The organism is Caballeronia catudaia (assembly GCF_001544755.2).
Lineage (GTDB): Bacteria > Pseudomonadota > Gammaproteobacteria > Burkholderiales > Burkholderiaceae > Caballeronia > Caballeronia catudaia.
On sequence record NZ_FCOF02000019.1, the window covers coordinates 100,356 to 127,186 of the forward strand.

A 26,831-nucleotide genomic window follows, 5' to 3' on the forward strand; every position below is an offset into this window, starting at 1 on the left:
GGGAGCAGGGAAATGACTGAAAGAATCAAGCTGAGTGAGTCCGAGACGGACCTCGTCGCGACGGGCCATCTTTTGCCGCTGTGGGTGCTGGGCGATGAGCCGACGGTCACTCGCGGATTGCCTAGAGACATGCCCGTTCTGAAGTTTCCAGTGGCGCCGTATGAGGCTTCGCTGTTTCCCGGCGAATACGAAAACGCGTCGTTTGACTTTGGACGCGTGCCGCTTGTCGACGGAAACTTCATGACCATCCGTTTCCAGATGGATGATTTGCAGGTCTACTGGGTTGCCCAGATGACGGACCCAGAGGTTTGGTCGGCGATTGATTGTTGGAGGCGCGTCGGAAAGGTCATCATTCTTTTTGATGTCCATGGAGCCGATGGTAGCCGGCGCGGTCTCATCAGTTGCGTCGATTTTGAGAAACGTCGGCTGGCCAATGAGAAGTTCCGGTATCCCGAGCGGGCTCCGACAGTGAACACATGGAATCAGATGGCAACGCTTGTGCGCAGTGGGCTTCTCCAGTTGGGAGCTACAAGCGACATTGAGGGCGTGCCGCTTCGACATGTGCGGGCGGGCGTTCTCATGACTGAGGGTCTAGAGGCAATCTTAGGCAAGACGCCGCTCGTAACGACCTAACAGGCCAGAAGGCGACACTCTTCGAAAGCGCGGCCGTGCCGCGCTTTTTTCCTGTGCTCTCGAAAGAGTCTGCGCATGGTTGACCGAGAGACGGACGGAGGGTCCATAGAGGCCCGAAACCAATCGGCAAGCCGACTCCGACAGGGACGAATATGCGGCGACGACTTTCCTGTTTGCAATGTCGAAGCGCTCTTGAAGATCCTTGAGCTTGGCTTCGATGAAGCCGCGGCCCCTGTTCGAGATAAGCCTCTTGAGCCGGCGGCTGAGGCCCGGCGCACGGAAGGCGAGTCGCTCGAGCACGAACTCGGCCGACACTTTGTAAGCGCGGCCTCTGATCGGTCGCGAACAGCGTATTGAGGACCAGCTCCAAGGCGAGCGATTCACGCCGCGTCTGGTAGGCGCGCGTGACGCCGCCAAGGCATCGGCGACGTCGGTCCGCACGCAAACGCCGAAAGAAAGCCGTCGGTGCGCGGGTTGACCTGCACAGTCAACGCCCGGGCACTCGCTCGCCGCAGCGCAGGTCGGCGGTGATGCTTCATCACGGTGCGGAACATGGTCGAGCGCGGTCTCGCAGCTCATTGGAAATAGCAGCGCCACGACACCTGGTCAACGGCACGAACAGCGTCTGCAATGCGCGCCAGCGTTCGCTGACCGGATGTGGCCTCGGGAATTTCCTGTCCTGCGTGAGGCACGACGCTCAGCGTACGTTTCACAACGCCGCGGCCACCGTTCGACTTGGTTCTTAGTGAATTCCCGCTGAACACCGCATCCACCGAGCGCGGCGATCGCCATAGGTTCCGGGCGAGCAAAACCCTCCGCGTGACGCCGGATAGCTGTCGTACAATGCGAGGTTTTTGGCAAACCTCGATCGAAACCCCCAACTTGACGCTGCAGATAGCAGGTTGTCAAGACGTGTGTTTCTACTGGTAATGGTAACCGCATATGTCGGCAAAAACAAGGGTTCTCTGTGGAAGGTAACGAGTCGGTCTGGTCGGAATTGGCCAGCCGGGCGCTTCGCGTTCTCCTGGCCCGCAAAGAAGCTAGCTACGCCGACTTGGCGGCTCAGCTTGGCCGCCTCGGCGTGGAGGAGACTGCCCGCGGCGTCGAAGGAAAGACGCAACGCGGAACCTACCGTTTTCTGTACTTTTTGCAATCGCTCGAGGCGCTGCACGCGGATTATCCGGCTCATTGGGAAAGCGCCATGCGCTCGAGCGAAAGCTGGGAGCAAAAAGCGTCGGCGATCCTTGAGCAAGAAATCGCCTCCCGGCCGTGGCTTACGCGCCGTGAGGTTTCGCGGCGGCTTCAGACGATTGGCGAGGAGATGACGCCGCGCAATCTGTCCGCGCACATCCGTTCAGGCGGTTATCCCGCAACGCTCTTTATTCAGTGCGCTGTTGTTTGCTCGTTCGACGCCGGTATGGAGTTGTTTATGGACCGGTCGGACCTAAGGGCTGCGGCGCGAGACGCTATGCCAAAGATCCAGCGCGGGCGGCGAAAGGTCGTGAATAAATTGGAACCTCACGGCGAGGGATAACACTGGTACTAACGCACTTCGGTTACGCTGTAGCTTTTTGGCGTGGAGGAGGAAGTGCGATGACGACGCCCGAGCAGCGTACTGCATCCGTGTTGGCGACCAGGGATTTCCTGAAAACGCTGGCGGACGGGACCACTTACCAGGTACCCGGGGCCGTTCGAGCCCTCGCGAGGGGACTACTGCTGGGCTTTCCGACCCCCACCGACGTCGTGTTGTGGTCGCTGGATTCGCCTGAGATTTGGGGATTGCCGGAAGGATCAGCGGACGTATGAACACCGGCAACGTCTCCCGGAAGCAGGACCAGCGGTGAGCGCCGCTCGTGCAGCGAACAGGCCGGCGGCCAGACTGAGCAGCCGAAGGGTTTTTGAAGGCGGACAATCGGTCCAGCTGGAATGGCGAAATCGAGCGGGAGCGCGTGAAGCAACTCACGCGGCCAAGCCGCCGCTTCGGAGCTTCACGATGTCGGGGCCGACAGTGCCCTTTTCGTGTCAGAGCACGGTTCTCGCTGTCGGCGCGGCGAAACGCGGCCTTGGCGTCGAGTCCCGGCCGTCGCAGCCACTCTCGCTTCAGGGAATCCGTGATTCTTCTTATGAGAGACCCCGTACTGCGAAGCGTGGCCGAAAATAAGCCAAGTAAGCCAACATAGGCTATACTTCCCCCGTACCTGCTTCCAGCTCACTCCTAGGGAGGTACCTCATGCCAATGTACTTTGCTACGCCGGAGACGGATGCCTCACGGCGCGAACGCACGGACCACCTCGCCTCGCTTGAGCAGGGCATCGCACAGATGCTCTCCCGGTTCAAGCCGGGGCGCAGTGGCTCGTTCTCCGTACAAGACCAACTGCACGTCGTGCTTGCCAGCGCCGCCGTATCAGGGCTGCCAGCAGTTTCCAGTTCGATGATCGAGCGTGTAGCAGCGCAACTTCGCAGCCACAACGTAATCGACGAAGCACTCGAGAAGGTGAACAGCGCCCACGTGAAAGCGCTGCGTGGAGCGGGACTAAATGAGTCGGTTCTCGAACTGCTGCAGTCGTGGGTCGAGACGATGGTCGAAACCCGCCTGGTGCAACGACAGATTGAGTTTGAGCGCGTCATCGAGTGTGTGCGCGAGCAAATTCCGCAGGCGCGGGTAGAAGCGCTGCAGGACGATCCGGCTCGGTTGCTTTCGGCAGTTGCGATGGGGCAAGCGCTCGGAGGAATCGGAGATGAGTCCGTGCGCCAGCGGGAAAAAGCTGGAGAGATCTTTTCCGTCCTCCGACCCGGGCGCAAGCGTGGTCGAGAGTATCCCGCCTTCCAGGCTTGGACGGGCATTTCCGGTGAACCGCTCAAGCAGGTGCTCGATGCGCTTGAGCGACCGGAGGGTGCAGCTGCGTACGCGTTCTTCACTTCGCCGAGCGATCTTCTGGGAGGGCTCTCTCCAGTCGAAGCCATACTCGGAAAGATGAGTTCTCAAAGGAGTCTCGCGGACGACGCTGCAGGACTTTTGTCGGCACCGTCTGCAGAGCGGTTGGAAGCGGTACTTCAGGCAGCCAAGGCGTACGCGGCGGTTCTTGCATCATGAGTTCAGCGGCACCGGCTGTGATTCGTGGCAGTGAGCTCGAACTAGAATTACTCGACCCCAACAGCGAAACACTCGTGCGTCTGTTTTCGCATCCGGGCGGAGACTGGGATCCGCCCGATGCGAAGTACCGCAATCTTCGTGTTGATCCGCCGGCTGGTCACAAGGATGACTATGCCGTGCTCTACATGGCAAACACGTTGCCGACGGTGGCGATCGAATGCCATATCTTGTCGGCGGATGCGATGGACCGCTACACGTGGATGAGCGAACGGGCTAAAAAGTATCGCGTGGTCAGATACACCCTCGACGGTGCCGCCGTGTTCATGCCAATCGATGGTGCTCGTAACCGGTCGGCCTTGGGGCTGGCAGGCGGCAAGAGGAAATTCGCCGGGTATCAGCCCTACCAAGAGGTAGCGCACGCGTTGTTCAAGCGATATGGGAAGGTCATTCACGGGCTCAGTTGGGAGTCTTTTCACCGGAACCAGCCGGGTCGGGTCTACGCGCTGTGGCACCACCATAAGCCGACGGTCCGGTTGAGAGTCACTTCGGTAGATTTCTATCCTTTGCTTACTGAGGATGGCGAATGGAATTCGTTTCTCGCAGATAACCCTGATATTGAGGAAATTCGGTAGTGGAGCTTTTTCCACGGGCTACCATCTACGCATTCAGAATAGCTTTCAAAACTCGCTCCCGGGCAACATGGTCAGCGGAGCGCCCTCGCGGCGCTTCCCGCGAAGCGCAGCACCTGGAGTTCAATAACTCGAATAGAAGGATCAGCCGTGTTCCGTGCTTTTAATCTCGAAGGTGTCGATGCTGGAACGTTCGAATCCTGGAAAGAGGATGGCGACGCGCTCTTCAGCAACCAGAAGAAATCGGTCCAAAACGCAATCTCCTTGTACATTCAGAACGACGCGATCAATGGGCTGAAGGTGAAAGGTGATTGGTTCGGACAGACTACCGCTGATGTGTTCATCTCGCATTCCCACAGCGATGAGAAAATCGCTATTGGCATGGCAGGGTGGCTTCGCAAAACGTTCGGGCTGACCGCATTCATTGATTCTTGCGTATGGGGGCACGCGAATGACCTGCTACGCACTATCGATAACCAGTACTGCAAGCTGAACGCTACGACGTACAGCTATGACCTCAGAAATCGGTCAACCAGTCACGTGCACATGATGCTCTCGACTGCGCTGACCCAGATGATTGACAGCTGCGAGTGTGTCGTTTTTTTGAACACACCTTCGGCCGTAAGCACTGAAGAGCTCCTCGAAAAGGATTCGGACGGGCAGACGTCATCGCCGTGGATCTATGCAGAACTCGTCACCATGCAGGTTATTAGACGTCGGAAGCCCGGCCGACCTATCCGACGGACGATGACGAAGGCATCCAGGGAGGGCATGACGGAGTCGATGGACAGCATTGATGTCCAATACCCGCTTTACCTCAACGATCTCACCGCACTCACAGTCATGGACCTGAATAAGTGGGCGAAGGCTCAGCGAATTGGCCAACATGCCCTCGACACGCTCTATGACATCAAGCCAGAGTCGGTACCGGTTCGCGAAACTTTCGGCGAAATCGTCGACTGACTCTGGCAGCAAGTGGACGCCTGACAAATAAATGGAGAAAAAGTATGGCTCGCAGGGTGTTTTTCAGTTTTCACTATCAACGCGACGTTCGACGAATCGTCCAGGTTCGCAATTCATGGGTTGTCCGCGCAAAAGGGGAAGCTCAGCCGTTTTATGACGCGGCGGAATTCGAGGAGGCCAAGAAGCGAGCCGGTGGTATTGAAAAGTGGATCGAAGATCAGATGAAGGGTACGTCTGTCACTGTAGTGCTCTTCGGCGCGGAGACGTACGACAGGCCTTGGGTGCGCCACGAAATCAAGCGCAGCTACGAGCTCGATAAGGGGCTGCTGGCAATCGATATTCACAAAGTGAAGGATCCGCAACGCGGGGCGGACGTGCAAGGTCGGAATCCGCTCGAATACTGGCAGGTAGAAAAGGGCGGCCGAAAGGTGCCTTTCAGCAGCTTGTACAAGACGTACGACTGGGTTGGAGACGATGGCTACAACAATGTGTCGTCCTGGATTGAGTCTGCAGCCAAAGCTGCCGGGTATTGATTTGCTATGAGCCTATACGAACTTGCCATCTTAGGCAGTGCGACGCCGGCCGAGAGCGCTACGCTGACGTCAACGATTGATGCCATGATCCGTGATTTCGGCTTGGTGCTGGGCACGGACGTCCGCATTCATCTTCATGGGGAGGTCGAAGGTCGTGACCCCCGTGCTGCGTTCGCGGCGGTGTATTTCGGTGGAGCGCCGTTGGGCGATCTGGAAGTGACGACGGAGCTTGTCTCCGCGAGTGCGCCTGTTATTCCGACCATTGCGTCCGGTCAACAGTTTGTCGAGTCGGTTCCTGGTTTCCTCCAGTCAGCGAACGGCTTGATGCGTCGCGATGACGACCCTGAAATGACAGTGGCTGCTGCTGCTTTGCTCGAGTGCGTAGGATTGCTTCGCCGTCAGCGACGGGTTTTCATCAGTTATCGCCGGACCGAATCGCGCGCGGCCGCGCTCCAGCTTCACGACTTGCTCTCGTCTCGAGGATTCGACGTGTTCCTTGACACGCACGACATTCGGCCGGGTGATCCTTTTCAGGACGTCCTATGGCATCGGCTCGTCGACTCGGACGTGATGGTCATGCTCGACACGCCGGAATACTTCGATAGCCGCTGGACCCGCCAGGAAATCGGTCGTGCAAGGGCAAAGGAGATTCAGGTGTTGCGCGTTATCTGGCCGGACCATGTTCCGACCAGGCTGACCGATCTTTCGGAGACGGTCTACCTCGACGCAGCGGCGCTGGAGGGGCGCGACGGCCCGATCGCGGCCGGCACGGTGGATGAGATCGTACTCAAAGTCGAGCGACTCCGCAGTCGAAGCATTGCTTCCCGGTACATGTCCATTACCGGCAAACTGCGCGCGGACGTCGAGAGGATTGGCGGAGCAATCGAGGCAATCGGCGCACATCGGGCTATTGCAGTGCGGCTGTTTGACGACCGGAAGATCTGGGCCTACCCGATTGTCGGCATTCCCACAGCGGAAACGCTTCACGACGTCGCGGAGAAGGCGCGCGGCGCAGATCAGCGGGAAGCGCCGGTCCTTGTCTACGATCACATCGGCATAAGGGAGGCTTGGAATTCGCACCTTCGTTGGCTCGATGAGCAAATCCACGCTGTGCGTGCGATTAGGGTCTCCGAAGCGGGATGGGCCCTCGCTGCCTGGGGAGATTAATCATGAAGGATGCAATCTTTCTTTCTGCCGGGGTGCCGGACCCGAAGAGGGGGCCGCAATTCGCCGCTACCGCGGATAGCGTCGCGATTGGCGCTGCTGTATCCGCGCTTGTTCACGTGGTTCTTGGGAGGCGCCCGTTGGTTTGGGGCGGTCATCCGGCCATTACACCCATGGTATGGGTCGTTGCGCAGGATCTGGGCATTGAATACGCGCGCTGGGTACGGCTTTACCAATCCCGACACTTCCAGGACGAGTTCCCAGAAGAAACTGCACGCTTCCAGAACGTAACGCTAACAGATGTCGTGGAGAAGGACCGCGAGAAGAGTTTGCGTCACATGCGCGAGCGCATGTTCTCAGAACATGAATTCGCGGCTGCGGTCTTTATCGGTGGCATGGGCGGCATCTTCGACGAATTTGAGCTATTTCGTCAGCATCAACCACACGCCGCTGTCATCCCGGTTCTATCAACTGGTGGTGCAGCCTTGGAATTCGAGAAACGTGTTGCGGACTTGTCGACCGATCTTACGACGGAACGGGACTACGTTGCACTGTTCCATCGGCACCTTGGAATTTCGGTGAAAGAGGAGCGCTATTCCACGCCTGATATGCAACCAGCAGCAGTGGCGGATCGTCTTTGGAGGCCGGGTAAGCAGAGGGGGGCCTGACCGCTTCTAGGAAAGCCGCTGGTGCTTCCTTTCAAAGAGGGGCAATTCGGCCGGGCGTGCGCTGTCGCGGCCGACGCCTGCATCATCTATGTTGTCGGTCATGCCGATAGGCTTCGTAGCTCGCCGTGCGACCGGCGACCTCTATGTGTTCAGAACCGCTAGTCGATCAAGCCGTGGTAACCACCCACATCGACAACCGCGGTTACAAATCTCTTCGCGGTGGCCCTGTCCATAATCACCATTTTGCCTTCCACCGTTAGGTAGATGCTGTCCTCGGGGTAAAAGGAAGAACGCCCGATTTCAATGTTAAGCGAGTTCTTGCCGCCCTGGTCGCGTATCGTCTCTTCGAAGTAAGTGGTAGTTGCCATCTTTAGATCCATTTATCAATTTATCAATTCTTTCGTCGTATTCCACAACGCCAACTAGCATTGCGCCGTGCAACACCGCCGCCTTTATCCATGCGTCGTTGTGAAACCGCCGCACATCGGATGTCTATGTTTCCGGGAACGGGACGAATCTAGGCGTGCCACCGTTGTTGGGTTCCTGACGGCTACAACGATTCGAATAAGACGCGCGTACCACGCCTCGGGCGCTTTCCATTGCGCGACCGACGCTCCTATACGGATATACCGCGGCTTATGCCGCAACAACCGCTCGTAGGAGATTTTCCGTGCAGATGCTCATGCCCATGTCACCGCGTTCCTGGACCGGCCAGACCGAGTGCCACATGCTTCGTGCTGGGGTCGGCGCGGAAGGACTCGCTTCCAACGATAGCTTTCTCGCAGGCGAAAAGCCGAAGGGCGCGGAGGGTGCGAGCGTGGGCAGCTTCGAGCAACGCTTGGCGGCCTTTATCCGCGAGCGCGAGCAGCGCGTCGGCACAGCGTCTGGGTCGGAGGAGGTCGCACGGTTGCTGCGGACTGTTGCATTCCGCGACGGCGAAGCATTCGCGTGTGAGATGCTCGACCTCGCGCGCCAGGCGGGCGACTACGACATCGCCGAATACGATGTGTACCGTGAGCTGGCCTCCACGCCGCTGAACGCGTGAGTGACCTCTCGTCGGCGGTTGTCCGAGCCGCTAATCGCAGTCGGCCTTCCGCGACACTCACGATTTACGCAGGCCCGGCCTTGCCTTCTTGGCGTTCGACGGGCTCGTCTGCGGGGTCAAACTCGGCTTCCATCGGTTCCGACGACACTGCGGCCGGCGGGTAGCGGTGCGCATTGGCGGCCAAATCAGCAGCGATGAGCGCTTGAGCGCGTTCGTCTGAGAGGGATGTCGCGCGCTTGAGTAAGGCCTTGAGGTTGGTCGCCATGTCGAAATCCCTCGTTCCATGCACGTCACTCTAGCGCCTTTCGGAGGGCAGATCCATCGGCCAGGAGGACGGCTCTACGAACCGGCCGCGCTCACAGCCGGTCGACGCTGCACAGCTTCATCGCCGCTGACGTTTCCGAGCACTTTGCTGGCACCCGCGGCCGCTTGCTCCGGCGCTTGGCACTATCAAGGCGACCGTGGCCATGATCGCGACCACCCCGACGCCAACCAAGGCGGCCGGCATCGCCTCTATCCCGACGTGCTGAGAAAAGGGCGGTTGGTCACTCCGTCGACTGGTAATCGGTATGGTTACAAATGAATTCACAATCGCATTTTTGAAAATGAATGGCGGCCTCAAATCTGAAGTGCAACACCTGTTTCGTATAAGGTGTTGCGATGCACGAAAGAACTCAGTATCAACAGCTTCAACCCGAAGAGCGCCTGACCATTGCAAGCCTGCATTTGCAGGGTTCGAGTATCCGGGCCATGGCCCGGATACTCGGCCGCTCGCCAGCCACCGTAAGCCGTGAACTGAGGCGAAATGGTTCTCCCGCTGGCTACGCATCCGTGCCCGCGCAAGCGCTCAGCGCCGCGCGTCGCAGTGCGGGTCGCCGTCCTACAAAGCTCTGCCCGCATAGGGTGTGCTGGCGCATCGTTCTCACCCTGCTCGAGTGGAAATGGTCACCCCAGCAGATATCGGGCACACTCAAGCGCATGTATCCGACTGACCCGACCCAGCAGGTTTCGCACGAAACCATCTACACCGCCATCTATGCCCAGCCGCGCGGCGAACTGCGCCGTCAGCTCATTGCCTGCCTGCGCCACGGCCACGGCACGCGCGTGCCGCGCACTCGGGGTACAGACCGACGCGGACAGATTCCCGACATGGTCAGTATTCATGTGCGGCCGCCCGAAATCGAAGACCGACTGCTGCCCGGACATTGGGAGGGCGACTTCATCAAGGGCGCCAACAATGCCTCTTCAGTCGGAGTGCTGGTCGAACGGACCAGCCGCCTGGTGCTGCTGGCGAAGATGGAAGATGCCACGGCTGCTTCCGCGCTGGCAGGCTTCTCTACCAAACTCAATTCGATTGCCGAGCCATTACGGCAGAGCTTCACCTACGACCAAGGCAAGGAAATGTCGCGACATGCAGAACTCACCGCCGCCACCGGTGTGAAGGTGTACTTCTGCGACCCGCACAGCCCATGGCAACGCGGCACTTGTGAAAACACCAACGGACTGCTGCGCCAATATCTGCCCAAAGGCACCGACCTTTCGGTCTACAGTCAGGACGAACTTGACGCCATTGCCGACAGTCTGAACAGCAGGCCTCGCGCCACTCACGCCTTCCATTCGCCACTCGAGGTCTTCGCCGCCACACTCGTTTCCGCAGCTCAACCTCATGGCTCTAAACATTAAATCCGCTGTTGCGCTTCAATCTTGAAACTGCCAATTATTAAATAACGGGGCTTTTTGAAGGCGGCAAATCGAGAGCAAATTTCACCGCGAATTCCGCATTGCTCCACTCGCTTTTCGCTGATATACATACTCATTGTCACGCGTCGGCCGAGCACCAAGCCGCCCGACGAGAGTACCGCTTCTTCCGACTGAAGAGCGTCGGTGGTGACCGCCAGCGCGGACGGGTTGTGACCGGTGGCGCGCTGGGGAGACCCGCACCACGGGGATGGGACCTGAGAAGCGGACACGCTGGCGAAGCTAGAGGCGTGGGACCCGAAATAGTCTGGCAGAGTTGGTCTGGTAAAGACCGATGGAAGGGGAACCTGCTTCGTTGCCAGGGGCCCCCGGTATGTCCTTTCTACTCTCAGGTATGGATATGCTCATTGAGGATTTTCTTCAGTGAGCATGTGTTTGCTATTCTCAAAGAAGATATTCTCATTCAAGGATGTGCTCGATCTTTAAAGCATATGCTCACGGAAGCATATTCTTTGCACTTCCGCGTGTCAGTGATTGAGGGCCGCTGCGCGGCTGGCAGCCAGGGAGCGGATGTGCGGGGTGCGACGATCATGTGTCGCCATTGTCCGTGCTCATACTTCTTGCAGGGAAGGGAGGCAGTTGCTGACTTCGCGTGCGTTCTCAATGTTGTCCCGCAAGCACTTGCGGAGTTCGTTACCGCGTGGTGTGATTTGCCGCTGCGCGGTGGGCAGCCAGAGGAGGTGATTGTCAGGGGCTTCGATTTGGGCCGAGCGTTATCAGTGTCGGGCTCGTTACAAGAACAGGCCATTCGGACAACCGTGCTCTATCGCAGTCGTGTTCCCCTCGCCGATGAATTACGGCAAGCACGCGCGGTAGGTCTGCTGACTCGAGTCGTCCGCATTCTCGGGTTTGGACGGCCTCGGTGAGTTCAAGCGGAAGCTAACATCTGATGCGGTATCCACACGTTAGAGTGCGCCGCCGTCTGTCGCTACGATCCTTCGGTAGGCGGCAACTCTCCTTGATTTGTGCGCGTACAACGACCTACAATGATTGCGTAGGAATTCGCAAGCGACCGGCCGAGTTAAAAGTCAAATTTCAACTATCTCGCCGTGACATTCGCCGCCCGGTATCTCGGGCAGTCGGCACTAAAGCTGAGCAGGTGCTCGGTGCCGGCTCCTATCGAGGGCAATCATGCGAATCTGGTCCCTTTGACCGGTCTCAGGTAAGCCGTGCATCAGGCGGCGCGGATGGTGGATCTTCGAGAATCCCGAAAGACGCCGCTCATGTCGTTGAGCTTGAACGCGCGCGATGGAACGAGACAAAAGAGTTTTGCCATCGAGCCTCTCAATACGGAAGCCTCGCAAGGCACGACACAGTTCGGGCGCCTTTGCACGCTCGTCGGCGGTAGCCATGACGCTGCTACGACACTACCCGACCGCGGTGGATACTGACGTGTCGGCGGCCGCCGCTGCCGAACCTGTGGACAGAGTCGGCGAAGGTAGCACGCCGCCAGCACGCCGCCGGGCGCGTGGATGATGAGGGCAGCCCGGGGGAGTGGCGCTGCTTGCTGCGACGGGGCGCGCGGAATGGTTGGAGCGCGGCTCATCACGGATCTCGGTTGCAAGCATGGTGGTGGGTCGGCGTGAGGCGTGTCTGTGCAGGCACTGGGTTCCACCGCGGTTCCCTGGCCGCGCTTTTGTCGGTGCGTCGTGTCTCGCGTCGAGACATGTCGCGGTGACACGTCGAAGCACCAGGCGTCGCATCGACGTCGGCGCTTTTCTTCGCCAAAGGGGTTCCGCATCGATTTCTTAGGGAACGACGATGTCTCGACCGTCACGAAGTAATCGCGACACTCCTACGCTCTTCGACGCTCGGATGGAATACCTATTCCGACGCGCTGCCGTCGCGGCAGTTCTGTTCGACCCGAGAGCGGCACAAGAGCTTTTGAAACTCCCGGATGCCGAAGTCGGACGACTCTTCAAGATCCATCTCGCGCGAGTAATGGGCGTGGCCACAGTGTTGAACGTGGACCTCCGTTCGCTCCGTGAACAAGACGAGAAACAACGCAGCAAACGCAAACGCGGCGCAATCCGTCGGATGTCGTCGCGGAACGCCCTTGTCGCTGAAGGCAAGTTGCTGCGAGCAGGAATCGTCTGCGAAGCTTTAAGTATTACAGGACGGAGGCTGAACAAACGCATCGCCAAAGGGCGCATCTTCAGCGTTGAGGTTGGGGGAGAGCAGTACTACCCAGCGTTCTTCCTCGCGAAGGAGCTCGACCGGAAGGATCTAGCAAAGGTCACGCGACGGCTAGATGGCTCAACCGGCTGGAGCAAGTGGAGTTTCTTCGCAGAGCCGAAGGAGTCGCTTGGCGGTCTGACGCCGCTTCAGGCACTTATGCGCGGCGACGTGAAACAGGTCTTGCGGACGGCAAAGGCCGTCGTGAAACAGTTCCGGACGTTTGAGAGGCGCAAACTACCGGATACGCGGAAATCATGAAGCTGCTGGAACAGCTCTGGACCTTCGCTTTGGACTATCCGGCCCTGCTGGTCGTCCCCGCGATTGGATTCGTGCTTAGCCTGGTGGTAGTGCGCATCAAGACCCGATATATAAATGAGGGCGTTCTGTTTTGTTGGTCACCCAGCGCGCCGCGCGAGGGTGAAAGAACGAACGCAACCGAGGAGGGAGAGATGTCTACGGAGAACGAGCTCGATCTTTCGATAGCTCTCGAGAAGATTCACGAGCTCGCCGCGGCAGAGGGTGATCTCGGACACGAATACTGGTACACGGTCGGGAAGCTTCTAAAACGGGCGAACAGCATGCAAGCAGAGATAGATTCTCTCAGCAAGGAACTGGAACGGTGTCGCGCGATGCTCAATAAAGCGGACTGAAAAGAGCGCGGAAGAGCGAAGTGCTCCCTTCTTGGTGAGCCGTGTTTTCCGTCAGTCTCGCGGACTATGCTTCGTCTGCTTGACCGGGGCGCGCGACAAGGCCCGTCGTTCACGTAGGCGAAGGCCCGCCACACACCATGACAGGTCTACCGCGCCAAAAAATGTCGCTTGCTTGGCTATTCAAGCTGTTGCTGATGATGTTCTCGCGGACGATGCGTTCGACGAGCTGGAGGCTGATGAGGCGGGACCGCTGCGTGCCCGTGCATTGGTTCACTTCTCCCTGCGCCACGACGCGCCGAAGTGGCTTGGGACATGCGGTCGCCCTTGCGCCATGAGCGCGCAATTCGCGTCGTCGCCCGGTAGCCCGCGAAAGCGGGCCGGTCGTCGAGAATACGACCCCAAGCCCGCGAGAAATCGCTCCAAAGCTTTTGAGGCCAGGCGGTTCAATCGGTACGACGATCGGATATGGTCTGAGCCCGAATGTCTTACGCGCGTCGATAACGCCAAAATGCCGACATTAGGTCGAATACCGACGCATGCGCATTCAATATTTCGTTCATTTTGCCGATATCCAGTGGACGTGATTAACAAAGGAAATTCGTGTTTAAAACGACCTACTGGGCCGCATGTTTGTGCCTGCTTGCAGCACCTACTCTGTCCGGATGCGCGAACTTTGCGACGACCGAACAGCAGACAACCAGCGTCACCACGTTTGTCAGCGCGCAAAATCCATTTTTCGCCAACAAGCGTGGAGAAGGCGCTGGCGATACGCAAGTGAGAAAGCAAGGCGTGACGTACATCAGCGCGGGACCTTTGATGGACGTTCGCAAGTGCAATGCTGAAATGACCTCCTGCGCATGGGGCGTCGCCAAGCTTATTAGTCGTGTGACCCTGATCAGTGCCGACAACGCGAGTGCCACTGTGGCAGTGGAACTTTTCTACGATCTCGGCCGGAAGCAGGAGATGACTTGGGGCAACACCGTCATCACCGACGCGATCTCAGATAATATTCCGGTACTCACGGACAATGCGACGTTTTTGAAAAAAGTTGAAATTCCCTATGGTCAGATGCGGCGCGTGAGCTTCGGCCACGGGGTTGACTTCAACATCTGCGCGATTCCGGCAGACGCGCGAACCCTTATCGCCGTCGATGACAGTTGCGATCTCGACGGAATCATGAGCGGAAAGACCGCGCAAGCGATGGTCCCCGCCTTGTAATCGTCCGATTGCAACTGGACTGAGTCAACTCCATGCTGTTACGGGACGAAAGCCAGGCCAACAAGGCTATCCGTGCCCGCGCCGCCCACGCAAGCGCTGCTCGGTATTGGTTCGCGCTAGCCATGATCGAGGCGCGGGCAACGCTGCGGATGCCTTAAGACATCAGCATCATCGCGTGCGGCTTGTGTTGTGTGCCGATACGGCGAGCAGCATGCCGGCGGACGGCCCCGTCTTGTACTCAAGCTGGTGCGGGAGTTCGCCCCAGCCCTGGCCGAGGTTGCTGACGCGGCGCGCACCGTTTGAGGATTTTTTGCCATCCATTACGGGCACTCGTGGCGTCACGGAGAATGTCGAGATATTCGTCGTGGTCCACACGATCATCGGGCGGCAACGAGGCTTTGGCGTGCTGCTCTAGCGCCGCTTGTTGTTGCCGGACGCCTGCGCCTAGCGAGACAATCCGGCTGTAGGCCTCGCATGCATAGGCAAACGTCTCGCGCTTGGAGTAGTCGACGTTAAGGAGATACTCCTTGCGACGGCTCTCGCCTAGGCCGACGGTGGCTCGCTTGCAGTTGTGGAAGACATGTGCTGCTTCGTGCACGACGAAATCTGCGAACGGGTCAGTTTCCTCAAAGTACACTATAGAGACGAAGCAGGTCGTCTCTTCACTCAGTCCAACGATGCCTCTCGCCTCTTCCGACAGAACAGGCGCACCGACACCGGCAAGATAGAGGTTGGCCACTTCCCATGCTGTCGACAACCACCTCTGCTCCGCAAGGACTGCGGCGATATTGTCCGGGGTGAGAAACACGACGCTGCGAGCAAGCGTGTCCAAGATGATGGAGCGCTCGGCGGCGGGGAACAGTCCGCATACCATCGGCGCGAGCTTGTCGTGTGCCCACGCATGCAAGTCGTCCGGCAAGCTCACCCGGGTGCGGAAACCGTGCGCTCGCCGGAGTGTCTCTTCCGCCAGCGCAGTCTTCAGACATTGGGTGGCCCGTTGCGCAACGTCGACAAAGTTGTTCCCCGGCCAGCCCGCGAAGTTGCTGTCGTAATCACCACTTGCGAGGTAGCGGTGCACCTCGGAGTCGAGCCGCTGCTGCCTGCCAACCTTCGGGCCCTCACGATCGGGGTCTGGGACATTCGATGGCACTTCCATATTCCGAGACTCAGTTGTTGCGCAGGGACGGAGCTCGAACATACCGCGAAATACGCCGCACTTCAAATTGGTTGCGCGAGACTTCTCCCGGGCGTCTTCAAGGCACGTGGCGTGATACGGTCGAGAGGCCCTGCCGCGGACTGAAGGGGTGAGTGCGGCTGTTGAATCAGTATCAGCGCAGCCCAAGCGGCCCTGTCCTGATAACCGATGAACCTGCCAGTCATAATTCGCAAAAGAGATCTGTCCGCGAGGAAATCTCGCCGTCCATGCGAGCTGTTCAAACGTGGCGGGACGGTTGGAGCGAACTCATCGAGGATGAGGTTCATGGCGACCCATGATGGCGATCATGATGCTACAGGTGCGCAACTCCCTGGCACCTTTGTGCGACCGCAAGCGCCATGCGGTCGCCACCGACGGCTTGACACGAATAATTGAGCATGCCGACTCCAAAATAGCGTATCGCCGGTTCTGACGAGTGGTCGCCTTCCGCTATGCCGGTGCCTTGATGCCACCGCTGATGTCAAGCCGAGAGCGGCGCGGTTAGGCTAGGCAAGCTCCCCCAAGTGTTCGCCTGCCGCCTCTTTGTATTCGACGATTGAGGTAGGCGACGCCGCGTTCGGAATGTGCTAAAAAGCACGTCGGAATCCTTGACTGGTCCCGCGAACGGTTTGTGACCCGCGGGCATTCTCCGACTTTTCCGCAAGAATAACGAGACACTAAAATCAACGTGAAAAAAATGCCACCTGCCGAAAGGATGCCGTCCGTTCTGGACCGGGAAATCTCGGACACCCAACAAGATGCGTTCGGTCACCGTCACTTCGCGCTAGCGTTGCGCAGCCTGATTGAATCCGAAGGCCATCCAACACCGTTCAGTATCGGTCTTCTCGGTGGGTGGGGCACAGGCAAGAGCAGTATTAAAGAGTTGTACATGACGGAGTTGAAGAACGACGTCACCAAACTGTCGGGCGGGACGCGGTCCGAGAAATTTAATTGCATCACCTTCAACGCTTGGCGCTTCGGCGGTCGCGACCAGGACATCAAGCGGGCGCTTCTGCGTCACGTCTTTCTCGAACTGGGTGGGCACGAGGAAAATCTGCAAGATCGGCTTTTTCGACAGATAAGCCGCGTCACAGAGCAGCCTAAGGCGACGCTCGATTATTCCTTGGAAACGCTGCGCTCCTGGCTGCTGCCGCTTCCGGCCTTGTTGCTGATCATGTTCGCATTGATCTTGACACTGGCTGTGGGCAATTGGGCGCTGGGCGATGGACACGACGCCGTGAAGGCGACTTTAACTCTTTGCGTCTCGGCCCTCTTTGCATATGTACTCAAGCACGTTAAGCCGCCTGAGGTCAAAGCATCCTCCGCCATGACTCGTGTCACGCTCCCTAGTACCAGTTCGGAGCAGTATGAGGACATGCTGCTTGCGCAATTGGCTCGATACAAGCAGGGAAAGGACCGGTCGCCCGATGGGCGTAACGGAAAAAAGTGTGAACGCCTCGTTGTGTTCGTCGACGACCTCGATCGACTATCGGCCGAAGAAATGGTGCTTGGTCTGGACGGCGTTCGAACGTTCATGGAGATCCCGAAGGATCGGCTGCCAGAAGGACTTGGCCTGGTGTTCGTGATTTCCTGTGACGAGGGAAAGATCGCCGATGCGTTGGCCAAAGGACGCCGTTCCGCCGACCTGCCTGCGACGGTCTTCAATCGTTTCGATGCCCGTCGGTACCTGGACCGGATTTTCCAGTTTCGCCTTGAGATTCCACCGCCGCCGCGAAACGATATGCGGGACTTCGCGACTCGCAAGCTAGAAGGTATGAACGGCGCTGCAGCTGACCTTGTAAAGCGCGGCGTTCCTTTGGCCCCGATTATCGACCGGATGATTCACACGGGTGTGCAGGATCCCCGAAATGCGCTGCAGATCGTCAACGCGTTTGAGCAGGCCTGGTGGCTAGCCAAGAAACGCGAAGCCGATGGAGTAGGGAGCGATCGAGCAGGTGGTCTGCACGAGGGCGCCGTGACGGACCACCCTATCTCACTTGGCGCGCTCTCGGCCATGAAGGTGAGTTTCCCGGACTTCTATCGTGAACTTCAAGACGACCCTGAGCTTCTTTTCCATTTCACAGATGTGGTTGTGAGGGGGCAGAGTTTGTCCGAACGTCCCGAATCGGTACGGCAAATCCTTGTAGACAAGTATTTGCTGCCTGAGCCTGCCTCAGGTGGCAGCGATTCGACGACTGAGAAAAAGCCACAACTGCGCTCAGAATATCGGCCGCTTCGCCAGTTCCTTGCGGGGCTTGTTGGAGTCCGGTGGGCTCAGCCTTTGGGGAGCTTGCTCCTTCTTTCGGAGGATCCAGTTGCTCGACGCTTGGGGCCGAAGATTGCCGCGTTGCGCGACGCTTTCATATCTGGCGACACCGACGGCGTGCTGGAGGGACTGGGAAGGCAGCATGACGCTTCACCTTTCAGTCTTGAGCAAGCGAAAAACCTGTACAACTTGTTCGAGGACTTGCGGGGAGAGACCGAAGTTCGCCGCACGAGCGGCGCTCGTGTCATTGCGGATTTGATCGACCGGATTCCAGACCCTCCGCTAACGCAGGTGCTGAATGAGCTGTGTCGCGCACTGGATGAGAGTTCGAATCTGCGTTCACAATTGGGGCCGACGAGAATTACGGGCTTGCTCTCCAAAGCGGCCGCCTCCGATCAACGCGCCGTGACGTCGCGCCTTGTTGACGACGCTATGGCAAGCGACGGCGATGTCAGGCTCAGATTGGATTCAGGCCAAATGCCAAATTTGGATGAAGCGTCTGCAATGGTCAAGACCATCGTCAGTCTTTCCATCGACATGCGGGCGAGCGTAGGTCTCGAAGCAAACGAAGACATTGTCTTCCTTGATTGGTTGTTAGGTCGGAACGTACGTATCGGCAGTTCTTCCAGGCAGCTAGGTTTTGATGAGTTAGAGGGGTGGCTAGCCATCGATACCGGCCATATCGCCGATTCGCTCGGTCCGCGCTACCCGGAAGCTCTCGCAAGCGAGCTTGAAAAAGTCGAACCAGCAGTGTTCGATTTGAATACGGCAACGCAGCGCGCGGCTTCCGTATTTGCTTCCCAGATGGCGCTCGGAGAAGAGGCGCGACGGGTAGTGTGGCCAATCCTTGCTCGTTTTGTGAGCCTTCGACAGCCGGCTGCAGTCCGCATGGCCTGGCAGGCGGCCGTCTCTAACGAGACACTCGCCACAGACAGCGAAATCTCGGGGTTTGTGAGATCGTTCGCGAGCCGGTTACGAAAGGAGGATGAGAGCGACGATAACGAATTTCACGTTCAAGACGCACCTCCAGAACTTATCAAGCTCTTGGTCGCTCGGGTTGGGTCTCTTGATGAGGGTGCGCTTGAGAGTCTCGTTGAACTCGCGAAATCATGGAGCCTTGATGAAGACGTTGCCCGATTCGCATGTGATGTGGTATCTCAACTGCAACGCGCAGACAGCACCGTCGCGTCAGAGGTGCTGAGCAACTGGGCACCGCGAGTCGTTTCGGACTTGCCGATTCCCTGCCTTGTTCTACTTGCGAAAATGCTACCCGACTGCGACGTGAAGATTGAGGGAGCGGCGGCGAACGCGTTGACGAGTGTCCTTAGTCGGGACCCAATTGGCGATGCCGCTGAAATGCGCTACTCAGCATTTGTCGATGAGCTTCCCGATTCGACTTGGGACAAGACCCCATTCAAGGGGCATCTGGACAGTGCACTAGCCAATGTCGCTAGTCGAAGCGGGAGCGCCAAATACCTTGGTGCCATCTTCCCGTCCGTGGCAAAAACACTCGCGCATGCGACGCCGGCGACCCTCGGCAACTCACTGCAGCAGCTTTTCCAACAGGCAAAAAATCATCCTGGTCACTACGGTATGCTCCATCGACAAATGGTTGGTCGCTGGCCTTCTCCCACGCCGGCGCTCGCGCCATATGAACCGGTTGCGTTGTTCGATGAAGCTTGTGCTTTTGCGCTTGGACATCCGGCCGCAGCGAGCGATGATGTGCTGGCTTCCATTGCCGACATGTTCGATCGTGGGATAGTTGATGCGGATAGGCGCTCACGCATCGTTGATGTCGCGTGCGCGGCGTGGCGGGCCGATCCCAAGTTCGGGTTGCCTTTCATCAAACGATACCCGAACTTATCGGTCGAACAGGTCGACGCGTTCGTCAGCACGATAGACGTGCGGCAATCGGAACATATAGCATCTCTCCGCGAGGCATGGGGTGCGGTTGCTCAACAGATGGAACCTGATGCGCGTCGCGCAGTCACTTTGGCGCTGCTTCGCCGCGGAGCCGTACAGGCAGTTGACGATGCAGATCTCGCGTTGAACCTGTGGCTTATGGCGCAGGGTGACGGTGGATTCGCCCTACTTAGGAGCCTTCTGGTCGACGGTGGCATCGCGGACGAACAACGCTCGCGTCTTTGGAGACAAACGATTGTTCGGTCGCAAGAATTTGGAAAGAGCGTGCTCATCGACCTGATTCCGCTTGCACTTGCAGTCCCAAACAGTGAGTTGACCTCCACTGCAATCTTCGATAGCGAGCGTACGATCAATGAGCTGCTGACAGAGGGCGACTCCCGCTCGTCACTCGCACGAGGTTTGATGAATCGATTCGATGAATTCGGGACGGCAACCATCAAAGGCGGCGCTAGCGCAATGGCGAACCGTCTCGTGGGCAACGCTGCGCTGAGCGTGCTTAATGGAAAGAACTTGAGCGAAAGCGACCTGGAAATCCTGGTCGCTGCATTTGGCCGATCGAAGGAACTGGAGAAATTGAGCAACGCTGTCCGAAAGGGCGTGGATTGACATTCACTCACTCTGTAGTGGCCAGGGCGTTCCACTCTTTTTGATAGATATTCGGCTTGGGTTCGCGCTGGTCATACGTTGTAGCGACGCTCTAACCCTCGATGGTCGGCCGCTTGCGGTTGTGGAACACATTGGCCGCGTGATGGACGATGAAATTCGGATCGTATCGGCCTCGACGAAGTACGGCAGGGAGAAGCAGCGTTTTGCTTCTTCGCGCAATTGAGAGATAGCCACGAAATCGTGGCGTGGCTAACTCTGCACGTCGCATCATTGGGGCCGCTGCATACTTAACGATGCGCCTCAGCGTCGGGCCGTTCCGGTGTGCCGATTTTCGACGAGATAATGCAGCACTGGTGCCCGTAGCCAAGTTCGATGTGGTCGCCTCGACACGGGCACCGGGTGTTCGCGCTGCATTGATAGGCTAACATGCGCCGCTTTGCCATACACGCGAGAATTCGCGAACACCGACTGCTGTTCTCAAGCTGGCTGACGCTTCATCTGGCGCCCTTACAGCGATTGCGTCCACGCCTGCTTGATCCCGCGCTTCGCCAAGCGAAAATGCTTGCACCGCAGAAAGCTGGTGCTCGCAACCTCCGTGAGTTGACTCTGTTGAGCTGCCGACGTGATTCACCTGCGATGCGATCGCAAGACTCGTATGCGGCAGCACGAACCCGGCGAACCCGGCGAACAACACCGCGAGCAATCGCTTGAAGTGCTGCCCAGTCATGGAAGCGCTGGAGCAGGCGAACTACGACTGACCTTCACAACCAGGCACGTTATCGAGTTCAGTTAGCCAAGAGAATCGACGCTTCATCCAGATCTGCCGCGAGGGAGACCCTAGCTCATATCGTTGATTCAGCGCCCCGATTCTCAGTGAATATGTCTGCGGGTTTTCCGCAGCGCAGGCATAAACCGGCCCTCCGCAGTTCGCGCAGAATGCGTGGATGCGCTTTGCTCCGCTGTCGGAAATTTTTAGGTATTTCCGAGGCGTGCCCGAGACGATTCGGAAGGACCCCGCAGGCGCCGGGATATTAGCTCGAAAGACCGAGCCGGACTGCCTTTGGCAATCCGCGCAATTACAGATGACCACGTTGCCCGGTTCTACCTCTGCTTCATACTTAATCGCACCGCAGTGACATTGACCATCGACTTTCATCTTTGCTCCAATGCGAAGTTCGACATGGAATGGCCTTCCGATGGTAACAGCTGCAGCGGCGCCACGCCCGTGTCTGCTGTCCACCGCCTCTACCGTTCCATTCACATAAGATACCCGCCCTTGCTTACACGTGTGACAGGCGTCAAGAAACGCCCGTGGGAAGTTCCGTTCAGTGAAACCAATTTCAAAAACATTGACGGTGACGGCCTTAGTGTTTACATTCATGCTCGACGGACCGTAGCGGTGCAAGTACGACGGCTCTTGACTGTGGTGAACAGATAAGACGTGTGAGGTTGGGGATGCTTGGAAGGAAGATTGTCCAGATTATTGTCTTGCTGTCGTTGAGTCTAGCCGGGCTCAACAGCGTGAGGGCGAAGGATTTTCCAGCTCAAACCATCAGATTGCTGGTCGGCTTTGCCGCTGGGGGCGGTACCGACACGATTGCAAGGCTCTATGCTCGCGGCCTGCAAGAAGAGTTGCATACGACGGTTATTGTCGAGAACAGACCCGGCGCGTCGTCTCTCGTTGCGATCAGAATGCTGATGGCGTCACCGCCCGACGGATACACGCTAATGCTCGCAAGCGGAAGCGCGCTGGCTCAGGGGCCGGGAGTCAGGAAAGACCTGCCTTATGACCCTCTAAAGGATTTCAGTCTCATTTCGATGGTTGCAACGGCGCCAGGCGTCTTCGTGGTCAGCCCTAAGACAGATATTCATTCCATCGACGATCTCATTGGCTACGCCAAAGCACACCCAGGACAATTGAATTTTGGCTCTGCAGGCGTTGGTGCAGCCAGCCATCTTCAAGTCGAGTACCTGAAAAGCGTCGCTGGAATATCGATGACCCATATTCCGTACAGGTCGGATCAAGAACTGACTCAGGAAATCGGGATGGGCGATATACAGGTAGGCCTGAGCGTGCCGCAGTTTGTCATTCCTCTTTTGAAGGCTGGGAAATTGAGGGCTATTGCAGTCACGGGTAACCATAGGCTGAGCGCATTGCCTGAAGTCCCGAGTCTCGCGGAATCCCACAACGCCTCTTTGCACGGTATCGAAAACTATACGTTCTACGGAGTCATCGGACCGAAAGGCGTTCCTTCCTCCGTGATTGAGCGTATCAGCGCGGCTGTGAATAAGGTATCGAGTTCTCCGGAAGTAGCCAGCCGGATGCGTAATTCGCTCTATTGCGAGCCAGTTTCGGGTGAAACTGCGTACTTTTCCGACTACATGTCCAAAGAAGTCCCGAAATGGCGGAGGCTGGGCCGGTCCGTCACTGTCGGTGACGGAGGGTAGGGTCTGCGAAGAGAGCGGGCGCATTCCCGACATCTTGAGCGCGAGGGCGCTCAAGATGTCGGGGTGATCTACGGGGTGCCTTGTGCGGACACGAAACTTTCGACCATCGCTAAACGATAGGTGCAGCGGTCTTCAGCCGCGTGACTATGACAAACATTGCAAACGAGCCATCTACAGCGAACAGAAACATGATGCGGTCTGTTCAGCGCATTCTTGCTGTGTTCGAAAGCTTCAGTTCGGATCGAACCAGCCTGACCTTACAGGAGGTCGCGGAGCGCATCGAACTGCCGAAGTCGACCGCCTTTCGCATTGTGCAGAGTCTTGAGAAGGCCGGATACCTGGTTCGTCTTGAAGATCAACAATACTGCCTTTCGTTCAGGTTCACTCGCCTGGCGGGCATGGTCAGGAGCACCTTGGACGTCCGAGCAATCGCTCGACCAATACTAGTTGAACTAGCTCAACAGACAAAGGAAACGGTTTCACTGCATACCTTGTCGGGACGAAGCCGTGTTTGCATTGAAGCGTTATCCACGGTGTCGGCGCCGTTGCGAGCTGTTACCCAACCGGGCGAGGAAACGCCATTGCTCGGTGGTTCGGGCTCGAAGGTTCTTTTAGCCCACATGCCACCGCTCGAATTGACGTCGATCCTGCCGTCGGTGGCCCGCGTTTTGAACGTAACAGATGGGGCGCTCATCGCGGAACTTGAGCTGATACGCGCACGTGGTTATGCAGTTTCTCACGGTGAACGGCTTCTCGGCATTTCAGCGGCATCGGCGCCAATTCGGGATGCAAATCAGGAAGTTCGTTACTGTTTGTCCGTTGCTGCGCCCACCGTAAGATTAAGGGTCAACGAAGACGAGGCCATAAGGCTGGTCGTGAGTGCGGCCGAAAAGATCTCGCGTCGTTTTGGCGCGCTCTACCAGTAATCAAATTGTCGTTACCGACCCGCTGAAGGTTTGGCGTGCCATCGAAGTTGCGACCGCATTTGGGCGTTGCCGTCGGAATGACGTGGAGAAAATGTACGAGCGGAGCGTTTCGCAAGCTTTTCGAAAATCACGAATAAGAATCCACGCGGCGATCCCACAGCCCCTTTCCGGCTCTTCGTTCGCGGTGCAATCCCGCATTGTTCCGTAGCTCGTCCTCCTGCCCGTCACTCTCGGTTCGTTCGGCTCCACCCATAGCCGGTGATGCCGCCTCCCACCGCGTCTCAGCGACTTGCAATTCATATCGTGTTGTCAGCCGTCGCCCTGTTTCTCCAAACAAGATATTCCTGTTTTCGGGTTCCGGCCATCGGAATTAATGCTGTTCAACGGAACGCGTGCTACGATGCACTGAACTTTTCTTCCAAACGGCCAGTGACGGTTCGGAGCTGGAAATATCGACTTCTGGGGAAGCATCTGCGGCTCGGCTCGCATTCCTCGGCCAAGGGATGTCACGGGATTAGCCGACTCACCGCCAGCGCTTTTTTAATATTTGAGAGACACCTGATGAGCGATACACGAAATGTCAGTTATCACGTCGAGAGCGGCGTGGCAGTGATTACCGTCGACAACCCTCCGGTCAATGCGTTGGCACCCGGTATGCGGGAGGGCATCGTCGACGGCCTAGAGCGCGCTGGCGCCGACCCTGCAGTGAAGGCGGTTGTGCTCATCGGGTCAGGCAAGAATTTTATCGCCGGAGCCGATATCCGACAGTTTGGGAAGGCGCGCCAAATCAATACCAGCGTCAGCACTGCAGTCCTGGACGCATGTGAGAAGCCCGTGATAGCCGCGATGCAAGGCTACGTTCTCGGGGCGGGCCTCGAGCATGCCCTCGCCTGTCATTATCGGATCGCCACGCCTGACGCCAAGCTAGGGCTGCCTGAGGTAAGCATCGGGGTAATTCCAGCTGGTGGTGGGACCCAACGGCTGACGAGGTTGATCGGACCGAAGGCGGCTGTTGAGATGATTAGCAGCGGTCGTCATGTTTCCGCAGTTGAAGCATTAAGCATGGGCCTCGTTATGCAGATTGTGAGTCAGGAAAATCTTCTGGCTAGCGCAATTTCTTACGCGAAAGACGTCGCGCCCGCGCGCCCATTGCCACGGGTTCGGGACATGACTGATCAAATTGCCTATGCGGACCAGCACCCTGAAGCCTGGGAAGCGGCGAAGAAGGCCGCTCTTAGCAAGGCTCGTAACGTGAAGGCACCGCACTGCGCTGTCGCTTGCGTCGAAGCAGCACTAACCGGTAGCTTCGAGGATGGACTGGCTCTTGAGCAGCGACTCTTTTCGGAGCTCGAGGGCTCGGATGAAGCGAGGGCATTGCGATATGCTTTCTTTGCCGAGCGTGAGGCGAAAAAGATTCCGGGCGCGCCCGCGTCCTATAAGGCTGAAGGCGTGCGATCCGCTGCAATCGTGGGCGCTGGAACAATGGGGGCGGGAATTGCAATCTGTTTTGCGGACGTTCGCGTTCCGGTGAAAGTGCTCGAAGTGACGCAAGAGGCACTTGATCGAGGCATGAAGCGGATTCACGACACATATGCGGTAAGAGTACGGCGTGGAAGCCTCACCCAAGAAGAAATGAACGAGCGACTGACGTACGTACAACCTGTCTTGCGATATGAGGACATCGGGGACGCCGATGTTGTCGTGGAAGCGGTGTTCGAGCGTATCGATCTGAAAGAAAATGTCTTCACGAAGCTCGACGCGGTGATGAAGGAAGGGGCGCTCCTCCTTACCAACTCTTCGGCGATCGACATCAACACGATGGCGGCCGTCACACGACGTCCGCAAGATGTAGCAGGGGCGCACTTCTTTGCACCTGCGAATGTGATGAAACTCTGCGAAGTCGTCAGGGGCGACCAGTCGTCAATTGAAACGATCCTTCGAGCGACGAAATTGGGCCGCGACCTCGGCAAAGTAAGCGTCGTTGCAGGTTCGTGCGATGGCTTTGCGGCCAATCGTAGCCGCGCACCGCTGGTGACGGAGATGATGCTGATGCTGGAAGAAGGCGTGCTGCCCCAGCAGGTGGATAAGGTGATGGTTGGATTTGGCTATCCGATGGGCCCTTTTGCGGTCAGCGATTTGTCGGGCCTAGACGTTAGTTACGATACGCGCAAGCGCCGCGCCGCTGCGGACCCGACCTATCGAAAGCTCCACGTCCCCGATCGCATGGTTGAGATGGGTAGAAAGGGGCAGAAAAATGGTGCGGGTTGGTATCGTTACAACGAAGGGGATCGCACGCCGCACCCGGACGAAGAGGTTTCGAAGATTATTCGTGACGTTGGTCGTGAGCTTGGCGTCCCGCAACGTGAGTTTTCAGACGACGAGATCCTGAACCGCTTGCTCTTCGCTTCGGTGAACGAGGCCTGCAAGATCCTGGAAGATGGTAAAGCCTACCGCGCAAGTGATATCGACGTGATGTGGTTGTATGGTTTTGGCTTCCCGCGCCATCGAGGCGGACTGATGTACTGGGCAGACTCGATTGGTGCACAAAAGATCTTTGAGCAGGTCAGTGTGTGGCACGAGCAGTACGGAAAGCGCTGGAAGCCAAGCCAGTTGTTGGCGCAGATCGCCGAAGTTGGTGGATCGCTTCGAGAGGCCCAAGCGCCTAATCTTTCTTAAGCATTCAGCGCCTGGTTCAATGATAAGTAGTCGGTCATGCAGAATGGCGCGAAGCCATGCGGCCCGTGCGGATCGATGCAAATAAAGGGTTGCGAAACTCCCAGTTTCAATATGGAATTGGCCTATCTTCTGGGAGTGAGAAGCGCCGATGAGCACACCGGATTTCTTCCGCAGCCGCCTGGATGCGATGATCGATTTACGGCACGCGCTGGCGATCCTGGCTAACCGGATGCCATGGACGTCGATAGAAGCGACGTT

At 57.8% G+C, this 26,831-nt stretch carries 22 protein-coding genes; 18 read left to right on the plus strand and 4 right to left on the minus strand.

Annotated features, from left to right (window positions below):
- Positions 1-12 precede the first annotated feature (12 nt).
- The 9 genes from AWB75_RS20760 (at position 13) to AWB75_RS20800 (ending at position 7,684) form a co-directional block, all read left to right on the plus strand.
- Complete coding sequence (locus AWB75_RS20760) at positions 13-633, plus strand: hypothetical protein (protein ID WP_061125956.1); 621 nt, start codon at positions 13-15, stop codon at positions 631-633.
- A gap of 967 nt (positions 634-1,600) precedes the next feature.
- On the plus strand, positions 1,601-2,167 hold the full coding sequence (locus AWB75_RS20765; protein ID WP_200823009.1) for a DUF6471 domain-containing protein: 567 nt from the start codon (positions 1,601-1,603) through the stop codon (positions 2,165-2,167).
- A gap of 59 nt (positions 2,168-2,226) precedes the next feature.
- A complete protein-coding gene (locus AWB75_RS39475; RefSeq protein ID WP_061125957.1) occupies positions 2,227-2,439 on the plus strand; it encodes a BPSL0761 family protein in 213 nt (70 codons plus the stop codon).
- A 424-nt stretch (positions 2,440-2,863) separates the two neighbouring features.
- Positions 2,864-3,727 carry a hypothetical protein gene (locus AWB75_RS20775; RefSeq protein WP_143746472.1) on the plus strand — a complete coding sequence of 288 codons (864 nt, stop codon included), beginning with the start codon at positions 2,864-2,866 and terminating at the stop codon, positions 3,725-3,727.
- Positions 3,724-4,359 carry an RES domain-containing protein gene (locus AWB75_RS20780; protein WP_061125959.1) on the plus strand — a complete coding sequence of 212 codons (636 nt, stop codon included), beginning with the start codon at positions 3,724-3,726 and terminating at the stop codon, positions 4,357-4,359. The genes AWB75_RS20775 and AWB75_RS20780 overlap by 4 nt, the downstream gene beginning before the upstream one ends.
- A 147-nt stretch (positions 4,360-4,506) precedes the next feature.
- Positions 4,507-5,319 carry a hypothetical protein gene (locus AWB75_RS20785; RefSeq protein WP_087086711.1) on the plus strand — a complete coding sequence of 271 codons (813 nt, stop codon included), beginning with the start codon at positions 4,507-4,509 and terminating at the stop codon, positions 5,317-5,319.
- A 44-nt stretch (positions 5,320-5,363) separates the two neighbouring features.
- Positions 5,364-5,852 carry a TIR domain-containing protein gene (locus AWB75_RS20790; protein WP_061125960.1) on the plus strand — a complete coding sequence of 163 codons (489 nt, stop codon included), beginning with the start codon at positions 5,364-5,366 and terminating at the stop codon, positions 5,850-5,852.
- A 6-nt stretch (positions 5,853-5,858) separates the two neighbouring features.
- A complete protein-coding gene (locus tag AWB75_RS20795) occupies positions 5,859-7,019 on the plus strand; it encodes a toll/interleukin-1 receptor domain-containing protein (protein WP_061125961.1) in 1,161 nt (386 codons plus the stop codon).
- Between the two features lie 2 nt (positions 7,020-7,021).
- Positions 7,022-7,684, plus strand: coding sequence for an SLOG domain-containing protein (locus tag AWB75_RS20800; RefSeq protein ID WP_061125962.1), 663 nt, complete (start codon positions 7,022-7,024; stop codon positions 7,682-7,684).
- A gap of 158 nt (positions 7,685-7,842) precedes the next feature.
- Here AWB75_RS20800 and AWB75_RS20805 read toward each other — a convergent pair whose 3' ends face one another.
- A complete protein-coding gene (locus AWB75_RS20805; RefSeq protein ID WP_061125984.1) occupies positions 7,843-8,052 on the minus strand; it encodes a hypothetical protein in 210 nt (69 codons plus the stop codon).
- A gap of 302 nt (positions 8,053-8,354) precedes the next feature.
- Here AWB75_RS20805 and AWB75_RS20810 point away from each other — a divergent pair, with 302 nt between their 5' ends.
- Entirely contained in the window at positions 8,355-8,729 is a 375-nt protein-coding gene (locus AWB75_RS20810) for a hypothetical protein (RefSeq protein ID WP_143746473.1), read from the plus strand.
- A 64-nt stretch (positions 8,730-8,793) separates the two neighbouring features.
- Here AWB75_RS20810 and AWB75_RS20815 read toward each other — a convergent pair whose 3' ends face one another.
- The gene (locus tag AWB75_RS20815) at positions 8,794-8,994 is read right to left on the minus strand and encodes a hypothetical protein (RefSeq protein WP_061125964.1); all 201 of its coding nucleotides are present in this window, start codon (positions 8,992-8,994) and stop codon (positions 8,794-8,796) included.
- Between the two features lie 395 nt (positions 8,995-9,389).
- Between AWB75_RS20815 and AWB75_RS20820 the strand changes: the two genes are divergently transcribed.
- The 4 genes from AWB75_RS20820 to AWB75_RS20835 all read left to right on the plus strand — a co-directional run bounded on the left by AWB75_RS20820 (position 9,390) and on the right by AWB75_RS20835 (position 14,533).
- On the plus strand, positions 9,390-10,412 hold the full coding sequence (locus AWB75_RS20820) for an IS30 family transposase (RefSeq protein ID WP_061125965.1): 1,023 nt from the start codon (positions 9,390-9,392) through the stop codon (positions 10,410-10,412).
- Between the two features lie 1,890 nt (positions 10,413-12,302).
- Positions 12,303-12,923, plus strand: a complete 621-nt coding sequence (locus AWB75_RS20825; protein ID WP_061125966.1) for a hypothetical protein — start codon at positions 12,303-12,305, stop codon at positions 12,921-12,923.
- Positions 12,920-13,315, plus strand: a complete 396-nt coding sequence (locus AWB75_RS38600) for a hypothetical protein (protein WP_235012180.1) — start codon at positions 12,920-12,922, stop codon at positions 13,313-13,315. Before AWB75_RS20825 ends, AWB75_RS38600 begins: the two co-directional genes overlap by 4 nt.
- A gap of 600 nt (positions 13,316-13,915) precedes the next feature.
- Positions 13,916-14,533 carry a hypothetical protein gene (locus tag AWB75_RS20835; RefSeq protein WP_143746474.1) on the plus strand — a complete coding sequence of 206 codons (618 nt, stop codon included), beginning with the start codon at positions 13,916-13,918 and terminating at the stop codon, positions 14,531-14,533.
- A gap of 238 nt (positions 14,534-14,771) precedes the next feature.
- On the opposite strand, the gene AWB75_RS20840 is transcribed toward AWB75_RS20835, so the two are convergent.
- Positions 14,772-15,689 (minus strand): hypothetical protein, encoded by a 918-nt coding sequence (locus tag AWB75_RS20840; RefSeq protein WP_061125968.1) that lies wholly within the window; start codon positions 15,687-15,689, stop codon positions 14,772-14,774.
- Positions 15,690-16,425: 736 nt separating this feature from the next.
- Between AWB75_RS20840 and AWB75_RS20845 the strand changes: the two genes are divergently transcribed.
- Positions 16,426-20,523, plus strand: a complete 4,098-nt coding sequence (locus AWB75_RS20845) for a KAP family P-loop NTPase fold protein (RefSeq protein WP_235012181.1) — start codon at positions 16,426-16,428, stop codon at positions 20,521-20,523.
- 748 nt (positions 20,524-21,271) lie between these two features.
- On the opposite strand, the gene AWB75_RS39480 is transcribed toward AWB75_RS20845, so the two are convergent.
- Entirely contained in the window at positions 21,272-21,904 is a 633-nt protein-coding gene (locus tag AWB75_RS39480) for a GFA family protein (protein WP_407642157.1), read from the minus strand.
- Between the two features lie 74 nt (positions 21,905-21,978).
- On the opposite strand from AWB75_RS39480, the gene AWB75_RS20860 reads away from it, so the two are divergent.
- The 3 genes from AWB75_RS20860 (at position 21,979) to AWB75_RS20870 (ending at position 26,573) form a co-directional block, all read left to right on the plus strand.
- Complete coding sequence (locus tag AWB75_RS20860; RefSeq protein ID WP_061125970.1) at positions 21,979-22,971, plus strand: Bug family tripartite tricarboxylate transporter substrate binding protein; 993 nt, start codon at positions 21,979-21,981, stop codon at positions 22,969-22,971.
- Between the two features lie 188 nt (positions 22,972-23,159).
- Complete coding sequence (locus tag AWB75_RS20865) at positions 23,160-23,897, plus strand: IclR family transcriptional regulator (RefSeq protein WP_061125971.1); 738 nt, start codon at positions 23,160-23,162, stop codon at positions 23,895-23,897.
- A 561-nt stretch (positions 23,898-24,458) separates the two neighbouring features.
- Positions 24,459-26,573: a 3-hydroxyacyl-CoA dehydrogenase NAD-binding domain-containing protein gene (locus AWB75_RS20870; protein WP_061125972.1), complete on the plus strand. Its 2,115-nt coding sequence runs from the start codon at positions 24,459-24,461 to the stop codon at positions 26,571-26,573.
- The last annotated feature ends 258 nt before the right edge of the window (positions 26,574-26,831 follow it).

What these genes read in the sequence shown, in the direction of transcription:
- AWB75_RS20760 (WP_061125956.1), top strand. Translation starts at nt 13, where the DNA reads ATGACTGAAAGAATCAAGCTGAGTGAGTCCGAGACGGACCTCGTCGCG.
- AWB75_RS39475 (WP_061125957.1), top strand. Translation starts at nt 2,227, where the DNA reads ATGACGACGCCCGAGCAGCGTACTGCATCCGTGTTGGCGACCAGGGAT.
- AWB75_RS20775 (WP_143746472.1), top strand. Translation starts at nt 2,864, where the DNA reads ATGCCAATGTACTTTGCTACGCCGGAGACGGATGCCTCACGGCGCGAA.
- AWB75_RS20780 (WP_061125959.1), top strand. Translation starts at nt 3,724, where the DNA reads ATGAGTTCAGCGGCACCGGCTGTGATTCGTGGCAGTGAGCTCGAACTA.
- AWB75_RS20790 (WP_061125960.1), top strand. Translation starts at nt 5,364, where the DNA reads ATGGCTCGCAGGGTGTTTTTCAGTTTTCACTATCAACGCGACGTTCGA.
- AWB75_RS20795 (WP_061125961.1), top strand. Translation starts at nt 5,859, where the DNA reads ATGAGCCTATACGAACTTGCCATCTTAGGCAGTGCGACGCCGGCCGAG.
- AWB75_RS20800 (WP_061125962.1), top strand. Translation starts at nt 7,022, where the DNA reads ATGAAGGATGCAATCTTTCTTTCTGCCGGGGTGCCGGACCCGAAGAGG.
- AWB75_RS20805 (WP_061125984.1), bottom strand. Translation starts at nt 8,052, where the DNA reads ATGGCAACTACCACTTACTTCGAAGAGACGATACGCGACCAGGGCGGC.
- AWB75_RS20815 (WP_061125964.1), bottom strand. Translation starts at nt 8,994, where the DNA reads ATGGCGACCAACCTCAAGGCCTTACTCAAGCGCGCGACATCCCTCTCA.
- AWB75_RS20820 (WP_061125965.1), top strand. Translation starts at nt 9,390, where the DNA reads ATGCACGAAAGAACTCAGTATCAACAGCTTCAACCCGAAGAGCGCCTG.
- AWB75_RS20825 (WP_061125966.1), top strand. Translation starts at nt 12,303, where the DNA reads ATGGAATACCTATTCCGACGCGCTGCCGTCGCGGCAGTTCTGTTCGAC.
- AWB75_RS38600 (WP_235012180.1), top strand. Translation starts at nt 12,920, where the DNA reads ATGAAGCTGCTGGAACAGCTCTGGACCTTCGCTTTGGACTATCCGGCC.
- AWB75_RS20840 (WP_061125968.1), bottom strand. Translation starts at nt 15,689, where the DNA reads ATGGAAGTGCCATCGAATGTCCCAGACCCCGATCGTGAGGGCCCGAAG.
- AWB75_RS20845 (WP_235012181.1), top strand. Translation starts at nt 16,426, where the DNA reads ATGCCACCTGCCGAAAGGATGCCGTCCGTTCTGGACCGGGAAATCTCG.
- AWB75_RS39480 (WP_407642157.1), bottom strand. Translation starts at nt 21,904, where the DNA reads ATGAATGTAAACACTAAGGCCGTCACCGTCAATGTTTTTGAAATTGGT.
- AWB75_RS20860 (WP_061125970.1), top strand. Translation starts at nt 21,979, where the DNA reads ATGCTTGGAAGGAAGATTGTCCAGATTATTGTCTTGCTGTCGTTGAGT.
- AWB75_RS20865 (WP_061125971.1), top strand. Translation starts at nt 23,160, where the DNA reads ATGATGCGGTCTGTTCAGCGCATTCTTGCTGTGTTCGAAAGCTTCAGT.
- AWB75_RS20870 (WP_061125972.1), top strand. Translation starts at nt 24,459, where the DNA reads ATGAGCGATACACGAAATGTCAGTTATCACGTCGAGAGCGGCGTGGCA.